Below are 16705 nucleotides of genomic sequence, written 5' to 3' on the forward strand. Positions count from 1 at the left end.
ACCGACGCTTTGCCCTGAGAAGGTGTCTTTTAGCCGTCACGTTCCAAGTTCATCCTTATACGCAGCAATGAAGCTCGGACCCCACAATGAACTGATGTGGTTTAGGCATTTGTCGACGACTCTCGGCCGTCTACACGAACCGCCTACTCCGCTGCGCGGAGGTCACACGCCATCCGCATGGAATGGCCCAACCACCAAACTTTACACGCCAGTGAAACTCGTTTTGACTGATGACCACGTCCATCACAACCGTCGAGCGACAGACAGTATGATTCACAAGGGTGATCTGACGTTCGCTACATCACCTGTTCTGCCTTACGGTGAGGCGCTGTCCGAAGAGTTCCATCCGACTGTCGATCCCGAGCTTTTGCAGTACGTTCGAGACGTGCGTCTTCACTGTCGGTAGTCCGATGAATAGTTCCCTAGCGATCTCTGCGTTCGTGTATCGCTGCAGCATGAAACCGAGCACTTCACGCTCCCGCGATGTAAGGAGCGATTCGTTCATTCGTTTGCTGAGAGAGCGCGCATCCCGCACGGTGTCTTCCTTCGTACTCCATACTCGGCGGCCGGTCGCAGTGGACCGTATCGTCTCCAGCAGGCTCGCGGTCGGCTGATCCTTTGTGATGAAGCTATCCGCCCCCGAAAGGAAGGCGAGACCTGCATCATCGGGTGCGGTGAACGAGGTGTACATAAGTACATGGGGCACCCGATCAAGAGACTTGATCTCCCTGCATAGTTCCAGTCCCTCGGGCTCGCCACCAAGTCGAAGAGGCAGGATCACAAGCGACGGTTCTGCCCGCGCAACTGCGAGTAGTGCCTCTTCGGATCGTTCTGCTTCCGCAACGACCCCAAGATCAACCTGAGCGTCAACGACGGTCGCGAGACCAAGCCGAACAATCGGATGATCTTCGACGATCATGATTCGAATCAGCGCATCGCCCATTCATCCAGCCTTTCAAATAGTGACCCTGGGCACCACTCCTTGGGAATAGTCAAACGTGCAGTCGCCAATGGATTGACTATTTGGCTGACCTGCGCCCGTCCAACGATGCTCGTGAGTCGATACGCATTCGACCAGTCAAGCTCGTGCCAGATTTTCATGAGGTTGACTGCCTCTGCGAACGCTTCAGCGATAGCATCCTTCAGATCGAGTGCACTTGCAAGCAAACTCATGCCGTCTCGGTGGCACACCGCCGGCAGCTTCCCTTGATATCGTGCCCGGTCGACTCGAAGTTGGATTTGGCCGCCAATTTCGATCCCGGTTCCGCCCAGTTCACCGTCCCCCTGAGCTGCGTGAAGATCCCCAGCCGCGACTAGGCAGCCGTCGTGTTTGGCTTGCGCTAGAAATGCACTTCCGGCGGTTAAGAGACTCGTATCGAGATTTCCTCCGTGAGTGCCGGGACATTCGGTTGAAACCGGTGCTCCAGCCGGGGCCACGCCAATGACTCCGACCATCGGCTCGACAGGAACGCCGATGTCGCCGGAGATCCATGCCCGCCCATTTTCGATGGAGACGAGCCTAGTGCTCGCTTGCTCTACGTTGTCCCCCAATATGCCGAGGCCGGGTGCGACTGCCATCACGCCGGGCGACGTCACGTCGATTGCCTCAATTTGTATCCGAACCCAGTCGCCAGCTTGGACTCCGGCGACCTTCACAGGCCCTGTCGCACGATTGAAGTCGGCCATGTCAATGTCGGGTCTGAGCACCGACTCAGCGTCGATTTGGCCCGCGTAACAATCATAGGTCTCGAGCAGAAATGGTTCGCCGAGGTCAACTTCGGCTATCGCTTGGTGGGCATTAGAAAAACTTGTGATGGACTGTCGGGAGGGGACGCGGATCATTATGCCCACCCATCAGGGACAAGCCCGAAGGCGGTCAGCAACGAATAGATGAAAGCTAGGCAGAATACGAGCACCAGGAGCGCCTGAACGACGGGGTGAGAGATCCATCCTGCTTTCCATTCGGGTTCACGATCGCCAGACTTGCGGGCTTGATGCAACATCATTACCGGCACAACTGACATGATGGCACCGGCAAACCCGCCAGCGTAGCCGAGTGCGGACACGAAACCCGCCCAATTCATCACCCCAATGATGAATGGCGGAATCGCAACCAGCGCAATCGCCGCGAGTCGATACTCTAGCCGTCCGTATGCCGGCCACCGAAAGCGATCAAAGACGTTAGTCATAAGCGTGAGAGCGATCGCCCAAAACGACGTCATCATCGCAAGTACCGCGAAGATGTTAGCCACATAATATCCCGCGGCGCCGAGTTCCTGGCCCCACGCGATAGTGACCACCTTCGTAATGTTCGCCGGGCCCATCATCCCCAGCGCTGCGAGCGGCACGAGCGCAAGTAGGAAACCCGTGGCACACATTCCAACAACGATCGCGCGCGGTAAACCTCGAGGGTTGTGGTTAGCGAGCCCGCGGGCGAGTTCCGGCACGGTGTATTGGGCGATGAAAGAGAAGACCGCCAGGTTAACGATGGGAATAATGAAGTACGGGTGTACGTAGTTGAGATACTCGGCATGGATGCCCGGGCCGATGAAAGTCCAGCCGCAAAGGAGCAGGATAAGCCCCAACATTGCAATTGTGATCACTTGCTCGGATCGCCCAGTGGCCCGTAGACCGAACCACACGACGACGACTCCGGGGATGAAAAATAATAAGCTTCCAAGAGTGGCAGGTATGCCGAAAATGTCGGCCAGGATGCTGCCACTGCCCGACGAATACGCAATCAGCGCGCCCAGACCGTTGATAGCGACGCCCGCGAACACCAGCCATGAGCCCGTATTACCCAGGTACTTCTGCGCGAGGCCGGAAAGCTGGAGTGGTTCTTTGGTACGGAGTGCGACCTCAGCAACGTAAAGCATTGAGGCAGTCGTGAGTACGCCAGCAATTGCGAGCGCGACGAGCAATGCCGGAAAACCACCATTCCGAGCCCCGTAGGGAAGGCTTAGAACCCCAGCACCGATATTGGCGCCGAAGATGATGGCGACGCCTTGCCCAAACGTAATGGCTGTGCCGTGGCGAGTTGCAGTTGGTACGTCGGATTCCTCAAGTGGCTCTGAGCTTGCTGTCATAAAGATGTTCCGTTCAGTCGCGCGTAACTTCGGCCCACAAGGAGCACGGAGGAAGCAACTCCCGGGGGAACGTTCAAATAAGCGGCGATGCGGTTCGCCACACCACACGATAGAACGTTACTGCACAGTGTTTGTCATCCTCAGCGGATGAATTCCTACCCGGATCTCATCCTTCAGGGTGGTTACGGTCGGCCAAATCCATTCATAGGCTCTTTAACGGGCGGAGCAAGTTGTTCGGCTAGTGCGCGGCACAAGACTATGGATGGAGCGTTTTTCGAGACTTATGAAGCAACCGAAACGACAGGAACAGATTCTGCGACATGCCATTGGCGCGGAATTACTCCACCCAGAGAATGCGCCAATCGCGTCGTTTCTCGACTGGGACGGAGTCGAGCAGAACGTACAGCAGTTAATGGCAGCCTTTCCATCAGATATTCCAGTGCTCCACGCCTTCGCAGCGAAGGCAAATTCACTTGTTCCCGTACTTCTTAAGCTGGGTACCTTCGGTATGGGAGCGGAAGTGGCGAGCAGCGGCGAGCTATCAGCGGCTCTCGCCGGGCAGATCGACCCTGCGCGGATCGTTTTCGACTCGCCAGCTAAGTCTTGGGACGAGCTCCGTCGCGCAATGAGGCTAGGGATCGCCATCAACGTCGACAACTTCCAGGAACTCGCCAGAGTTTCGCACCTTCGTGAAATCCAGGCGAGCCAGTCTCAGATTGGCGTTCGCATCAATCCTCAAGTTGGAGCGGGATCGATCCCAGCAATGAGTACTGCAAGTGCTCATTCGAAATTCGGAGTGCCGCTACGCGACCCGGGAATGCGTCAAAAGCTCCTCGACGCATATACAAGTCGTCCCTGGCTTCGACGTGCCCATGCACATGTCGGATCACAAGGCTGTTCCCTCAAGCTCATCGCGGACGGAATTGCAGCATTGGTTGAGTTCGCAGATGAGGTGAATTCGCGGGCCGGCCGTGGGCAAGTGTCGACTATTGACATTGGCGGTGGTCTGCCCGTCGATTTCGACAGCGACCTCCCGAATGCTTCATTTGCCGAGTACACGGACCTGCTTAAAGATCGCGTACCACGGCTCTTTAGCGGAGACTATTCGATAGTCACTGAGTTCGGGCGAAGTATTCTTGCGAAACACGGCATGATCGTTGCGTACGTCGAGTACACGAAGACCGTCGGCGGTCGAAAGATCGCGATCACGCATGCTGGTGCGCAGGTGGCCACCCGCACCGTATTTATGCCCGAAGCTTGGCCACTTCGAATTCGGGCGTATGATCCATCTGGAGAGCCGAAACCTAACGACTGTCACGAAGTTCAGGATGTTGCCGGGCCCTGTTGTTTTGCCGGGGACTTAGTCGCACAAGGGAGGCACCTCCCCCTGCTAGAGCCAGGGGACCTGGTTGTTCTCCTCGACACGGGCGCGTACTACGCAAGTACGCCATTCGACTACAACTCACTTCCGCTTTCTGGCGTTTACGGGGTCGAAAATCTCTCGTCAAACTTGCGCTCTACTGTACTCAGGGAGCCGCAGTGGAATCCGATTGCTGACCCACACATGTCCAAAATCCAGGATCTCGCAGGTTAGCGTGTCTCCCATGTTTGTGCTGTGGGTTGCTCGTCACGCCATTGCAACCGTACTCCAGGAGACACCCGACTCCACATTGAACAGCTTTGGTTTGCGGATTTTTCACGGCTCTGCGCGCTGTTGCTCAGACTACTTCCCTGTAATGGCGCCGACCCGTGCGCTCCATCGTTGATCACCGTTTTGCACTGAATGGCCATGGTTTTCAACGAAAACGCGGACTAAACGCGGAATTCAGAGCCAAGAGTTCTACACCGTCCGAGGTCTTCGCCCCTCCCCTGGCTCAACACGGCACCTACGATTTAACGAAAGACCCGAGTTGTTCGAGGCTGATGGCCCTGTCCCGGATCCCTAATACGGCCGCCGTGACGAGTGCAGGAGCCGATGAACATCTTCCCGAATATACCGACACGGCCACTATATGCGTGCGACAAAAGCAGTAGCCGAGTCAGCGAACGCGGCCCGACCAGCAGGAACACCTAACACAGGACACACCCCGTTAAACTTAAGCGTCTCGCCGCACACAGATATTCAAAATGGATGTGTTTAGTTTCGGCGTCCGCCCTGGTCACCGGGATGTGAACACGGCGTGCGTCAGGCCGCCAAGCAGAGGTTACCGTGCTGATAACGCCAAGCTGGGCAGAAAGCTATCGACGAGCTCCGATTCTGCACTTATACGTCTACCGCACACCGATCGGAGCATGAAACGACACAATCAACGATAACAACAACGACTAAGGCGACCTGGCCCCATATCCCCAGAAGCACCTTCCAAAATCTTCACAGTTCTGCCGACGATCCCTCACTGGCGATCGCCACACCCCGCCAGGTCGCCAGTCAACCTGGATGAATGGGCTCGCCTACGGCACCCTGTGGTCGGAAAGCGTGTCCACGATATAGCGCGCATGCGTGTCGGCTAGGTAAGTGGCGAGTTGCGCGTGCCGAGAATTCAATCCCTCTGGATAGCGGGCACGCCAGTTTTGTTCTAGAGCCGCGGACATTTTGAGACCGTGTCCCGAGAAGCCGCTGAGCATCCGTGCTTTGTCGTGATCCGGAGCAGGGCCAACCAACCCGCGTCTATTCCTGACCATTCACTAATGGATTGGAGCATTCCTGGACTTTGTCCAACCCGGCAGGAATACAGCGACCTGCCCCGCGCCAACGGCAACCCCGTAGCGGTCGGGCGCTCCGCGACCAATTCGATACTTAGGCACGCTTCCGCGTCGGCTATGCCGCAAGTCGATCTCACCAGCAACGCATAATCCGAACCGGGGCAGCTCGCATCAGTCAGCAAGGCGTAACCCGAGCCACGTCGCAAGGCGCTCGTCGGGTTCGTCGATGCGTAGATCGAACAGCTGACGGGCCCGCTTGACGCGGTAGCGCAACGTATTCGGGTGTATGTGTAGCCTTGCTGCGGCGGCGTCGACGTCGTTGGGTGAGACGAAGTAGGCGATCAGAGTATTTCGGTAATCCGTGCCTCTTCGGTGATCGTGTTCGATCAGCGCCTGGAGGCTGCGCTCCTTCGGCATTTCATGGTAAGCGGTCGTCAAACGGCGCAAAAGCAGTTTGGCGTGCACATCGTCGAGCGATGCGATGGCGGGAGCGCCGGGCTCGCGGGCGAGGAGCGCGAGGATTTCGTTGACTTCCTCCCTCAACCGCGTCACGACTTCTGCCCCCTGCCCGCCGGAACTGATCGCTATCGAAATTCGACGCTCGAACCGGGTTTCAATTGCTTCGGCGGCGCTGGCGACGATATTGCGTGGCGCTGCCGGATCTCGAACGGCCGGAAAGAGGGCGTACACGATTGGTCCGACCGCAGTGCACAGCACGTTCATTCGGAACGTCGCGCAGTGCTGTTCGACAGCGGTTTCCAGCTGATGCAGGGGCGGGGGTACCGAGTCTCCGAGCGTCCGAAACGTGAACCCTACCAAAATAACGTCGAGACCTTCGATCATGCCGAAGCGGTAGTCGAGCGTCGAAAGAGGCCGGCTGCCTTCCATCAATGCGCGAAGTGCTCCTGCTCGCACTTGCCGTTCGAGATCGCTCGCGCTTTCCAATCTGAGTATCCGCAGCGCAGCGAGCCGGGAGGTTTCGATAAGAGCCTGCTCCGGCGAAACCCGTGACGATTGCTGCGACTCGATTGCCCACAGCGAGCCGACTGCTTGCTGGCCAGCACGAATTGCGACTGCACACCGGGGAAGTTCTTCGTTGTCGGCGTCGTACGGAAATCGGACTACACCGTTCGATTCCATGAGGCGACGGTATTGTCGGTCGTTATTAGGAGAATTCGGCACGTGCCGGGCGAGGATGCCGCTTCGTCGAAGTTCGTCGACCTCGTGGGCTTCAATCGTTGAATACGCCAAAACATTGCGATCGAGGTCTTCGATCGCGACCGCGCCGCCCACCGCGGCCGCAGCGGTATTGGCGAGGGCGAACAAATCGTTGCCGTCGCCGCCGCTTTCGGAATCGTAGCTCACGGTGACCGTACTAATGAGGCGATCGATGTGTCGCCACGGCACCTCGTCGTTGATGACGAGCAAGGCCATATCGTTACGTTCTGCGTACGCCGTCACGTGCGCGAGGTCGACTCCGTGTTGTTTTAGTGCGCACGCGACGAATCCGCGTGCGTGAGCCGCGTCGAGGACGTCAGAAAGCGATGGATCATCGGGCACGATCCCGGCCAAAAGCAAGATTCCTCCGGGCACGTCGGGCAATCGGTCAAACGCGTCGTAGACAACCGGGACAGATACCTCGGACGCCACGGACCGTTCGGTGCTGAACATCAACTCAGCAACTGCGGAGCCGAGCGTGCTGGCTAGGCTTCCGATGTCGAACGTCGTCGGCACGATTCACCTCTCGATTGTTGGATTCGCTAATCATAGCCAATAAGTCTTAGCCGATCCGACAACATATTCAAAGTTGTTCTTCGCCAAGCTTTTAAGAGCAGTCCCGGAATGCTAAGCGCAGCCTCGGAATGCGCTGATACCCGGCATCTTTCGAGCTCACATTTTAAAGGCAAAACTGAAAGGAACGCGATGGCTGCCCACTCGACGATCACGGCTACAGCCGCCGACGCGCTGACGATACTGCCGGAGGAATCCGTCATTTCCAGCACCGGCGAACTCGCTATTGGTGGGTGTCGCGTGAGCGACCTCGCCGCTGAATACGGTACCCCCGCTTATATCCTCGACGAAGTCGGACTTCGGCGACAGATTCGCCGATTCGTCGACGGGCTGGCCGCGATGCGACCGAACAGCGAAGTACTGTTTGCGTCGAAGTCGTTACCCGCCGTCGCGATGTATTCCATTGCCGCGTCCGAGGGTCTTAGCATCGATGTCGCAGGCGCCGGCGAACTCGTGATGGCGTTCTCGGCCGGGGTGCCGCCCGACCGTATCTATCTGCATGGGAACGCGAAATCCGACTCGGAACTTCAGATGGCCATCGACGCGGGGATTCGAGCAATTGTCATCGACAACTTCGACGACCTATCGCGGCTCGAGCGCCTCGTCACCGGCCCACAGCATGTGATGCTGCGAATGATTCCCGGTATCGCGCCGCAAACCCACGCGTCGCAGTCCACCGGCGGCAACGACTCCAAATTCGGCCTTCGCCCCGACCAACTTGAGCAAGCAGTACACCGCATCCGCTCCCACCGGCACCTCGTCCTCGATGGAGTTCACGTCCACATCGGCTCGCAGGTCCTCGACACGATGCCATTCGACCGGGCCGTACGCTCGGTCGCCGAGCTCGGAACATTCGACGCCTATGACGTCGGTGGTGGTCTCGGAGTCCGGTACAACAGTGCCGATGCAGCGCCCAGCGTTGACGAATACCTTCATACAATCGTCCGGGCGGCGGAACAACTCCCTGCCACCGCGCGGCTGCTCATCGAGCCCGGCCGCTCCATCGTCGCGCGCGCCGGCGTCACTCTCTACCGTGTCAATACCGTCAAACGTACCGGCAAAACTTTTGTCGCGATCGACGGCGGCATGGCCGACAACTTAGATATTGCGCTGACTGACCAGCGTTACGAGGCGTACGTAGCCACCAAGTTCGACAAGGCGCCCAACACTCTTTGCGACGTCGTCGGGCGACAATGCGAGTCCGGTGATTTGATGGTCGCCGACGCGGCCCTCGCCAATCCGGAAGTCGGCGACCTCGTCGTTATGCCTGTCACCGGCGCATACGCCTACACGATGGCCAATCACTACAACGGGGCACTGACGCCGCCTCTCATCGTTTGCAACCAGGGCTCCAGTCGGCTTGCCGTACGGAGAGAGACCTTCGACGACGTCCTCGCCACTCATCAGCCGGCTATGGACCACAGTTCGAAGGACGGCACACGCCCGTGGGCAACCTCTGAAATTGAGCCGCCAGCCAGCCCTAAAACCGAGTTCACACAAAAGCAGACAACATCAGCCACCGATTGGGTCCGAGAATGACTGGAACGACGATGCCCGAAACACTGATCTGCAATGCCACGATCGTCGACGGTTCCGGCGCGCCGCCACATCCTGGCGAGATCTTGGTACGCGCCGACACCATCGCCGGTCTTGGGCCGAATGGCCGATTTCAGCGGTGTGGTCGACGGCTCATCGACGCAGGTGAAATGATCGTATCCCCAGGATTTATCGACGTACATTCCCACGCGGACAACGCTGCCTTATTGGATTACGCTGACGCCTCGAAAATTTCGCAAGGCGTGACTACCGAGGTAGTGGGCAACTGTGGAATGAGCCTCTTCCCGATCGACCCCGACCACTCGCCCGACACGGTGGCGCTCTTGGAGCAAACCTTTCCGCGACTCGCCTGGGACTGGCGGACGTATGCCGAATTCTCGTCACGCGTGACCGACCGTGGCGTGGTGACCAACCAGGCGCAGCTCCTCGGACACAACACGCTTCGTACATCTGTCGGCGCGAACGGCGCAACCTTGAGGCCGCAACAACAGGAAGCGATGCGAGCTCGCCTCACAGAAGCGCTCAATGACGGCGCAACGGGGCTGTCCACCGGGCTCATTTACGCGCCCGGGGCCTATTCGAGTTTCGACGAATTGGCCGACCTCCTCGGACATTTACCGGCGACCGCAATGTACGCCTCGCACATGCGCAATGAAAGCTACGGTCTGCTCGAATCCATTGAGGAGATCATTGCGCTGGCGAGGCAATCCGGCGCGCGGTGCCACGTCTCCCATCTGAAGGCGTCAGGCTACAGCAACTGGGGAAAGGTCGGCGATGCGCTGGCCCTACTTGATCGGGCCCGCACAGACGGCCTAGCCATCAAACAAGACATCTATCCCTACACGGCGTCGAGTACCATGCTGACAGCACTTCTCCCGCCCGCTTTCCGTGAAGGCAGCCCAGAGGAACTACTCGATCGCCTCGGTACCCCAGAAGAACTGGAGCGACTCAAAGGCGACCTCGAAAGCGCAAATCCCAACTGGGAAAGTCCGATCCACGAGTCGGGATGGTCCAGTATCACGATCGCCTCCGCAGCATCCGGTCATGTTGAAGGGCACAGGCTCGACTCAATTGCCCGCGACCGCGAGACCGATCCCGTCACCACCTTGCGTGACTTATTGGTTGAAAACGGTCTTCGGATCACGATGATCCAAGAGTCGATGGACGAAGCGGATATCGTGTCGGCACTTCGCAACGATCACACGATGATCGGAAGCGACGGCTTGCCGCCGGGACTCGGCGGCAAACCCCACCCTCGGCAGTGGGGCACGTTCCCCCGGATCATCGGCCGGTACTCACGCGAAAAGCAAATCCTGCCAATGACCGAGGCCGTGCGACGAATGACCAGTCTGCCCGCAGAATGGTTCGGCATAACCAATCGAGGTGCGATCCGGACTGGCATGAAAGCGGACCTCTGCGCGTTCGACTACGAGTCGATCAACGACACCGCCACCTACGACGCTCCGGAATCGAAGGCCGACGGCATGCATTGGGTGATGGTCAACGGCACCATCGCATACGCCGACCGTGAGGTCATTGGCCTGGCCGGCCAGCTCCTGAAAAAAACCTACCCACCGCACCATGAGGGGTGAGATTCATGTCATCACACCGCACGGATCGCACGAACGACGATTTCGAAGTCGACCCACGATACAAAGTCGCGAATAAGGAGGCCCTGATCGCCCTGGCCTTTTGGGTCGGCCAGACGGCCGCAATCACGATCATCGCTATCGCTATCGGATACGGCAAGAGCCCCGGCGAACTGTCGTTTATCCTGGGGATTCCGAGTTGGTTTTTCTGGACTGGCGGAATTACGACACTCGTCTTCTGCATAATTCCGTACATTCTCGTCAAATTATTCTTCAAAGACATATCCCTCGAAGCCACCGACTCACACCAGACCGACAAGGCAGTCGACAATGATTAATACTGGCGCACTCATCACCATTGGAATTTACCTCCTCGTTATTGCAGCTGTCGGCGTTTGGGCGGCCATCGACCAAAAGCGCGCACGTACGGGACAAAAGACTGAGAACTACTACGTGGGAGGCCGCAGACTAGGACCACTGGTTCTCATCTTCACCATTCTCGCCTCAGCAGCCAGCGCTGGAACCTTCATCGGCGGCCCTGGTCTCGTATACCACGACGGAATCGCGTTCTTGCTGATGGCGCTTTTCCAGGTGCCAACCGTGTTTTTGACCGTAGGATTGCTCGGCAAGAAATACGCAATACTCGCCCGTAAACTCAACTTCTACACGTTCATCGATATTTTCAAGCAACGATTCGAAAGCCGGACTGTCACGACGATGGCGGGAATCGGAATCGTCATATTCCTCGGTGCCTACATGGTGGCGCAATACGCGGGCGGCGCACATATCCTCCACGCCGTAACCGGCGTCCCGTATTCGACACTCGTCGTGGTATTTGCAGCCCTTGTCGCCGTCTACACTAGCTTCGGCGGGTTCATGGGCGCGTCGGTCAACGACACGGTGCAGGGAATCATCATGTTCGTCGGTGGGCTTATCCTTTGGGTTGCCGTATTCGCGTCGCTCGGTACCGCCACCCCAATGAACAGTCATTTCGCCGAGAAATTTCCGCAGCTGCTCACGCTGCCGGGCGGGACCGGCGCGAACATAGGCACGTTCATCTCATTCGCGCTCATATTCGGTCTTCTTGTCGTGTCGTCGCCGCACGTCGCGATCCGAGCGATGTCATACCGTGATTCGAAGACGGCCCACTCGGCGATCGCCTGGAGTCCGATAATCATGTACGTCATGACTATCGGATTCAGCTTGATGGGTCTTATGGCACGCTACTTCGCCCCAGCGTTGAAGAACCCAGATTTAGCGATCCCAACGATCATTACCCAAACCGTGAACGGGCCGCTGGCAGGGATTCTACTTTCGGCACCACTGGCCGCGATCATGTCTACGGTGTCGTCCATGCTCCTCGTAGTCAGCGGAGCAGTCGTCCGCGACATCGTCCGGAATCTGTTCGTCCCCAAAATGACCGACCAAACATCTTCTCGGACCAGCGTCGGTGTCAGTCTCGTCATTGGCCTAGCAACGATGGTCGTTGCCCTCAAGCCACCGGAGGCGCTCGAACTCATCGTAATTTTCGCATTGTCCGGGCTCGGAGCATTTTTCACGATCCCGTTCTTCGGCGCGTTGTACTGGCGTCGCGCGACGGCCGCCGGAGCATTCGTATCGATGCTCAGCGGACTCATCTGGTACATCGTCGGCCAACAGTGGCTACCGAGTCTCGGCGCGGGCATGGATCCCGTTGTGACCGCCCTGATCGTCTCGGCAGTCCTTTTCGTCGCCGTCAGCCTCCTCACCAAGCGTCCACCACGACACGTGATCGTGAAATTCTGGGGAACACAAGCCGAAATCGACAAGCTCGAGCCGAAGGTCGGTCAATGATCCGGCATCATGAAATCCGCGACCGGCACACTCAGCAAAACATCACCCGCTACGTTGAGAGGTCCGATAATAGCCGAGTATGAAACCTTGCTCGCACCTGCCGAATGCGTGAATGCTCTCCTCCTCGACACTGCCGTATTGCCGTCGCCGTACGAGGTAAGAATGCGGTTCGCTCCGCGAGCGCGTGCTGCCTCGGCCGTCCCGAGCACCGGTGGTGGCAGGAGCCGCACCAGATTCGGACGTGACTGCTCGCGGGTACAGACAGACGTACCTTGACAACTGCTCGCGTATATACTCAGGCACGTCACGGGCAAACAGCCGTTGAAAGAACGTCCACTCGGTTAACGCAGATTCAATCATCACGCTTCACACGATGACCGCTTTCGCGCCTATAGCACGGTTATAGCCTTGTATGGTAACTCAGGTGAGTCTCGAACCCTCACTGAACAGATTTGTTTCGCGCATTTTTACCACTGCGCGCCATTGCGAAAACCGCTTGCTCCCCCGCTATGACGCCACAGAAGCCGCTTGAGCTGCTGTCATCGTTTTGCACCGATTTGTGCCCAGTTTTCAGTGAAAATTCGGGGTAAATACGGGGTCGACCGAACGGCAAGCGGCGCTGGCCGCCCACTTTCCCATTCCACGGCCGATGAAGCCGGCCGCGGACTAGTCAAGTGCTCTTTCGAGCTACAAGGCTCTACGCTGCACCGCGGTTGGTTATCGAAAACGTTGGTTGCTTCGTCGGCCGATACGCTCATCTGCATTCCTCCTCTTGGCGAACGGTGTACTCTGCCCGCCATAACGCTCGTAGATGGGTTCGACCGCGACGAGGCTGAGCGATACGCCGATGTTTTGAGCGATGTCGCCACTTTGCTCGCCGCGTCGAACTACGCTGACGCAACGGAAGGGCTCCAGCCGATTGCCAACGAACTGTGGAAGGGGCAGATTTCCTGCGCGAGCGCTGCCGTACCAAGCTCCGGAAGCCGCGTACCACGCAAAGGGAGCTTATTGCCCTCTTCGGCGCGAACTTGCGCCTTCAGAACATCTTGACTTTGTTCGACGAGTTCGCTATTAACGAGATCATCAGCGACCGACAAAGCCAGGATTATTGCGGTTTCTACCTCGACCTGTACGCCGAGTTCCGCAAAGACCGGAACGCCGACAAAGAGCCGATGAATGACGACGTGGTCTTCGAATTCGAACTCGTCAAACAGGTCGAAATCAACATCGACTACATCCTCGTGCTGGCCGAAAAATACCGCTGAGAACGTGGAGACCGAGCCGAACTGGAGACGATCATGACTGATGAAGCGCTGCGTCCTGCCGAGAGGCGCTCCTTCGTAGACATCGCGTTTCGGGATGAAATCCCCGTCACTGGCACGGCGATCACGAAAATACTCCCGCCAGTCGCCCGCTTTTCTCCCACCGGTGGGTTGGCGAGAACAAGCGGCGCGTCCTCGACAAGCTCAAAACGTTCTTCTCTCGCTACTTTGGACTCACCAACCGCCAGCGGCTCCCCCAAACCGCTAAGCAAAAGAATCGTTTATAAGTTGATTCGATCGTCCGTGATCGGGTGAGCGCTCATAACTCGATTTACGCAACGATTACCGTACGTCCGCCAGGTGTACATGACGTCGATCTTTACTCAGCGCGGCGCCGATAATAAGTAGTGCTCCTCCGATCACAACGATCACGAGGGGCGTAAATCGGTATGGCATGATGCCGCCTAATGCGACCATGTAGTACCCATAAAATGCCGGAATAACGCTTGGCAGACTGTAGGCGATACCGTACCCGGAGGATCTGATCTCGGTCGGGAACATTTCCATGATGTACGCGGTGATCATGGCCCAGACGAGTAGCGCAACAAAAATGGCGACTGATCCACCGGCAATGACGGCGGTCGAGCTGTGCGGGTCGGAGAATGCTACTACCAACGCGATTGGGGTGATTATCACGTTTAAGATGCCAAGCCACGTGACGATCCTTCTGCGGCCCCATTGCTGTCCAGCAGCTCCGATGAGCGGAAAAGCAATGACCCCGACGATCGCGGCGATGAGTACAGCCACGTTGATGACGCCTACAGGGGTTTCGAGTCCCTTCATATGGCTTGAAAAAGCGCCGACCGTCCCGTCAAGCGTGAGCCACGCGCCGCTTCCGACCACAAAGGCAACCCCGAGCCGTCGGAGGTTCTGCCCCGTAAACAGTGTGCGCAACGGATTCTTCACCTTAGTCATCTTGGTCCATAGCTCTGATTCGGGAACGGAGCGAAGGTAATACCAGAACATGGCCGCAGAGATCACGAATCCAACAGCAAACGGTATGCGCCAGCCCCACCTGGAATACGCCGAGTCGGCCGCGCCGGACGGGATAACGGCTAACAGGCCGATAGTGATGAGCGTGATGACGGCCAGTGCAGCTGGATACCCGATATTCAACAACGAGCCGTAAAGCCCACGACGTTTTTGGGGAGCATATTCCATCGCGAGTGGATTCGCCGCTGTATATTCGCCGCCAAGGAACACTCCGTCTAGCAGTCGAAGCACCACAAGGATGATTGGTGCCCACACGCCTAAAGTCGCATGTCCCGGCATCAGAGCAATGAGACCGGTCGATACGGAAAACCCGCCGGCAACAATGATGGTCGTGCGGCGCCTACCCAACTTGTCACCCATCGCACCAAAAATGATCGATCCAAGGGGTCTACCAATTAGTGACGACGCGAAGATTAACGCTGTCAGTGTTGCCGTTTGAACCGGTGTCCAATTGGCGTCGGTGAAGTAGCCGATCGCTGGGGCGAGAACGACGACTGGCAGATATACGTCGTACATGTCGACGAAAAATCCCCACATGGCAGCTCCCAGGGCCTTCCGTCCGTTGGCCCGGTACTCCGGAGAAAGCTGCTCTGATTCGTCGCTTTTCGGCGTTCTTGCTTCAGTCATCGAGAATCTCTCCTTGCCCAGTGAGATGCTGCACGTGCTCGCCGGCATCGGTCCTATTCGTGCAAAGATTCACCGGCGATGGTCGGCTCGTATCGACACTTAGTTGGAAGATGTCGAGCCGGTTGTACGTGCCGGAAATATCGTGGGCTTGTTTGAGTACGATTTCGTCATTCAGATCAATGTCGCCGTAGACGATTCCCTCGTCCTTGGTCAGGGGGCCGGCGACGGTCTGTCCACGAGGTCCCACCACCAGAGATGCGGTAGTCGTCGCTCGTAATAAGCGCTCGACACGTGCGTCTCCTTGCGAGACTTGGTTGACGGCGTCGTCGTCAAGTGCAGTTGCCGCCACTACTGTGAACACTTTTCCTTCGAAGCTGTGCGCCACGCTCCGCAGGCGGATGCTGTCTTCCAAGTCGTATTCGGCTTCACCTGGACGAGGGTCGAATGGCCAGGTCGGCGGATAGCTGGCAACGTGTAGCCGTTCACCCTGAGCCAGGAGGGTGTATCTGGCAAGCGTGTTTGTGTTTTCGCCGCAAATCAAAGCACCCAATTTCCAATTTTCTAGGTCAACTGGGGCAAGGCCGTTGGCGTCTCCATGAGACCACGTCAGCCGCTCGTACCATGTGGCGACAAGCTTTCGCCGATGGTTGACAAGCGCGCCGCTCTTGTCAAAGACGAGGTTGGCGTTGAAGACCTGGCCGAGGCTGTGCGGAGCAAGTTCATTCACACCAACTGACAGGACCACGTTATTGTTCGCTGCGATCCTTCCGAGACGTTCAGTTTCTTCGCAACCCACGGTGATCGCCGATCGGACGAGACGTTCGTGGAATTCATGCTGGTCGACCGGAGCTAGGACGCCATTCCAGATTGGGAACCCTGCGATGAAGCTCTCACCGAATGCGACCAGTTCTGCGCCGCTACTCGCCGCTTCTGCAACTAAACCCTCTAGCTTGTCTATAGACTGTTGCGCTTGAAGAAATACGGGTGCGGCTTGGACAGCTGCAACTTTGATTCGTGGTAATCGTGCCAACGTCATTGTCATTCCTGTCTTGTCGTCGTGCTCGCGCGACTCATACTGTGTCGACATTTCTCGACAACAATTCGCAGAATCTGCGTGGACGCGAGTACCGTATGTCGTGTAGATCACACCGTCAATAGACGAGCACTATCCGGCATAGCAACAACAAGTGTCGACTGATTTTGA

Annotated in this window: 12 protein-coding genes; 6 read left to right on the forward strand and 6 right to left on the reverse strand. The window is 57.5% G+C overall.

Going from position 1 to position 16705, the window contains the following annotated elements; translation table 11 throughout:
* Positions 1 to 301: 301 nt before the first annotated feature.
* From BJY26_RS15510 to BJY26_RS15520, 3 genes are read right to left on the reverse strand one after another with little or no spacing between them, the layout of a single operon-like run.
* On the reverse strand, positions 302 to 943 hold the full coding sequence (locus tag BJY26_RS15510) for a response regulator (protein ID WP_179429099.1): 642 nt from the start codon (positions 941 to 943) through the stop codon (positions 302 to 304).
* On the reverse strand, positions 928 to 1842 hold the full coding sequence (locus BJY26_RS15515; RefSeq protein ID WP_179429100.1) for an acetamidase/formamidase family protein: 915 nt from the start codon (positions 1840 to 1842) through the stop codon (positions 928 to 930). Before BJY26_RS15515 ends, BJY26_RS15510 begins: the two co-directional genes overlap by 16 nt.
* On the reverse strand, positions 1842 to 3086 hold the full coding sequence (locus BJY26_RS15520; protein ID WP_179429101.1) for an aromatic amino acid transport family protein: 1245 nt from the start codon (positions 3084 to 3086) through the stop codon (positions 1842 to 1844). Before BJY26_RS15520 ends, BJY26_RS15515 begins: the two co-directional genes overlap by 1 nt.
* Before the next feature lie 283 nt (positions 3087 to 3369).
* Between BJY26_RS15520 and BJY26_RS15525 the strand changes: the two genes are divergently transcribed.
* Positions 3370 to 4680 (forward strand): type III PLP-dependent enzyme domain-containing protein, encoded by a 1311-nt coding sequence (locus tag BJY26_RS15525; RefSeq protein ID WP_179429102.1) that lies wholly within the window; start codon positions 3370 to 3372, stop codon positions 4678 to 4680.
* A gap of 1280 nt (positions 4681 to 5960) precedes the next feature.
* Here BJY26_RS15525 and BJY26_RS19630 read toward each other — a convergent pair.
* The gene (locus BJY26_RS19630) at positions 5961 to 7523 is read right to left on the reverse strand and encodes a PucR family transcriptional regulator (protein WP_179429103.1); all 1563 of its coding nucleotides are present in this window, start codon (positions 7521 to 7523) and stop codon (positions 5961 to 5963) included.
* A gap of 108 nt (positions 7524 to 7631) precedes the next feature.
* Between BJY26_RS19630 and lysA the strand changes: the two genes are divergently transcribed.
* From lysA to BJY26_RS19225, 5 genes are all read left to right on the forward strand, one after another.
* Positions 7632 to 9119 (forward strand): diaminopimelate decarboxylase, encoded by a 1488-nt coding sequence (gene lysA / locus BJY26_RS15535; RefSeq protein WP_237248768.1) that lies wholly within the window; start codon positions 7632 to 7634, stop codon positions 9117 to 9119.
* Positions 9116 to 10729 (forward strand): N-acyl-D-amino-acid deacylase family protein, encoded by a 1614-nt coding sequence (locus BJY26_RS15540; RefSeq protein ID WP_179429104.1) that lies wholly within the window; start codon positions 9116 to 9118, stop codon positions 10727 to 10729. Before lysA ends, BJY26_RS15540 begins: the two co-directional genes overlap by 4 nt.
* 5 nt (positions 10730 to 10734) lie before the next feature.
* Complete coding sequence (locus tag BJY26_RS15545) at positions 10735 to 11064, forward strand: DUF997 family protein (protein ID WP_179429105.1); 330 nt, start codon at positions 10735 to 10737, stop codon at positions 11062 to 11064.
* On the forward strand, positions 11057 to 12559 hold the full coding sequence (gene panF / locus BJY26_RS15550; RefSeq protein ID WP_179429106.1) for a sodium/pantothenate symporter: 1503 nt from the start codon (positions 11057 to 11059) through the stop codon (positions 12557 to 12559). The genes BJY26_RS15545 and panF overlap by 8 nt, the downstream gene beginning before the upstream one ends.
* A 932-nt stretch (positions 12560 to 13491) precedes the next feature.
* Complete coding sequence (locus BJY26_RS19225; protein ID WP_237248767.1) at positions 13492 to 13824, forward strand: type I restriction endonuclease subunit R, EcoR124 family; 333 nt, start codon at positions 13492 to 13494, stop codon at positions 13822 to 13824.
* A gap of 339 nt (positions 13825 to 14163) precedes the next feature.
* On the opposite strand, the gene BJY26_RS15560 is transcribed toward BJY26_RS19225, so the two are convergent.
* Both BJY26_RS15560 and BJY26_RS15565 read right to left on the reverse strand, forming a co-directional pair.
* Entirely contained in the window at positions 14164 to 15501 is a 1338-nt protein-coding gene (locus BJY26_RS15560) for an MFS transporter (protein WP_179429107.1), read from the reverse strand.
* Complete coding sequence (locus BJY26_RS15565; RefSeq protein ID WP_218852459.1) at positions 15494 to 16588, reverse strand: carbon-nitrogen hydrolase family protein; 1095 nt, start codon at positions 16586 to 16588, stop codon at positions 15494 to 15496. The genes BJY26_RS15560 and BJY26_RS15565 overlap by 8 nt, the downstream gene beginning before the upstream one ends.
* Positions 16589 to 16705 lie beyond the last annotated feature (117 nt).

The organism is Spelaeicoccus albus, assembly GCF_013409065.1.
Lineage (GTDB): Bacteria > Actinomycetota > Actinomycetes > Actinomycetales > Brevibacteriaceae > Spelaeicoccus > Spelaeicoccus albus.

What these genes read in the sequence shown, in the direction of transcription:
- BJY26_RS15510 (WP_179429099.1), bottom strand. Translation starts at nt 943, where the DNA reads ATGGGCGATGCGCTGATTCGAATCATGATCGTCGAAGATCATCCGATT.
- BJY26_RS15515 (WP_179429100.1), bottom strand. Translation starts at nt 1,842, where the DNA reads ATGATCCGCGTCCCCTCCCGACAGTCCATCACAAGTTTTTCTAATGCC.
- BJY26_RS15520 (WP_179429101.1), bottom strand. Translation starts at nt 3,086, where the DNA reads ATGACAGCAAGCTCAGAGCCACTTGAGGAATCCGACGTACCAACTGCA.
- BJY26_RS15525 (WP_179429102.1), top strand. Translation starts at nt 3,370, where the DNA reads ATGAAGCAACCGAAACGACAGGAACAGATTCTGCGACATGCCATTGGC.
- lysA (WP_237248768.1), top strand. Translation starts at nt 7,632, where the DNA reads ATGCTAAGCGCAGCCTCGGAATGCGCTGATACCCGGCATCTTTCGAGC.
- BJY26_RS15540 (WP_179429104.1), top strand. Translation starts at nt 9,116, where the DNA reads ATGACTGGAACGACGATGCCCGAAACACTGATCTGCAATGCCACGATC.
- BJY26_RS15545 (WP_179429105.1), top strand. Translation starts at nt 10,735, where the DNA reads ATGTCATCACACCGCACGGATCGCACGAACGACGATTTCGAAGTCGAC.
- panF (WP_179429106.1), top strand. Translation starts at nt 11,057, where the DNA reads ATGATTAATACTGGCGCACTCATCACCATTGGAATTTACCTCCTCGTT.
- BJY26_RS15560 (WP_179429107.1), bottom strand. Translation starts at nt 15,501, where the DNA reads ATGACTGAAGCAAGAACGCCGAAAAGCGACGAATCAGAGCAGCTTTCT.
- BJY26_RS15565 (WP_218852459.1), bottom strand. Translation starts at nt 16,588, where the DNA reads ATGTCGACACAGTATGAGTCGCGCGAGCACGACGACAAGACAGGAATG.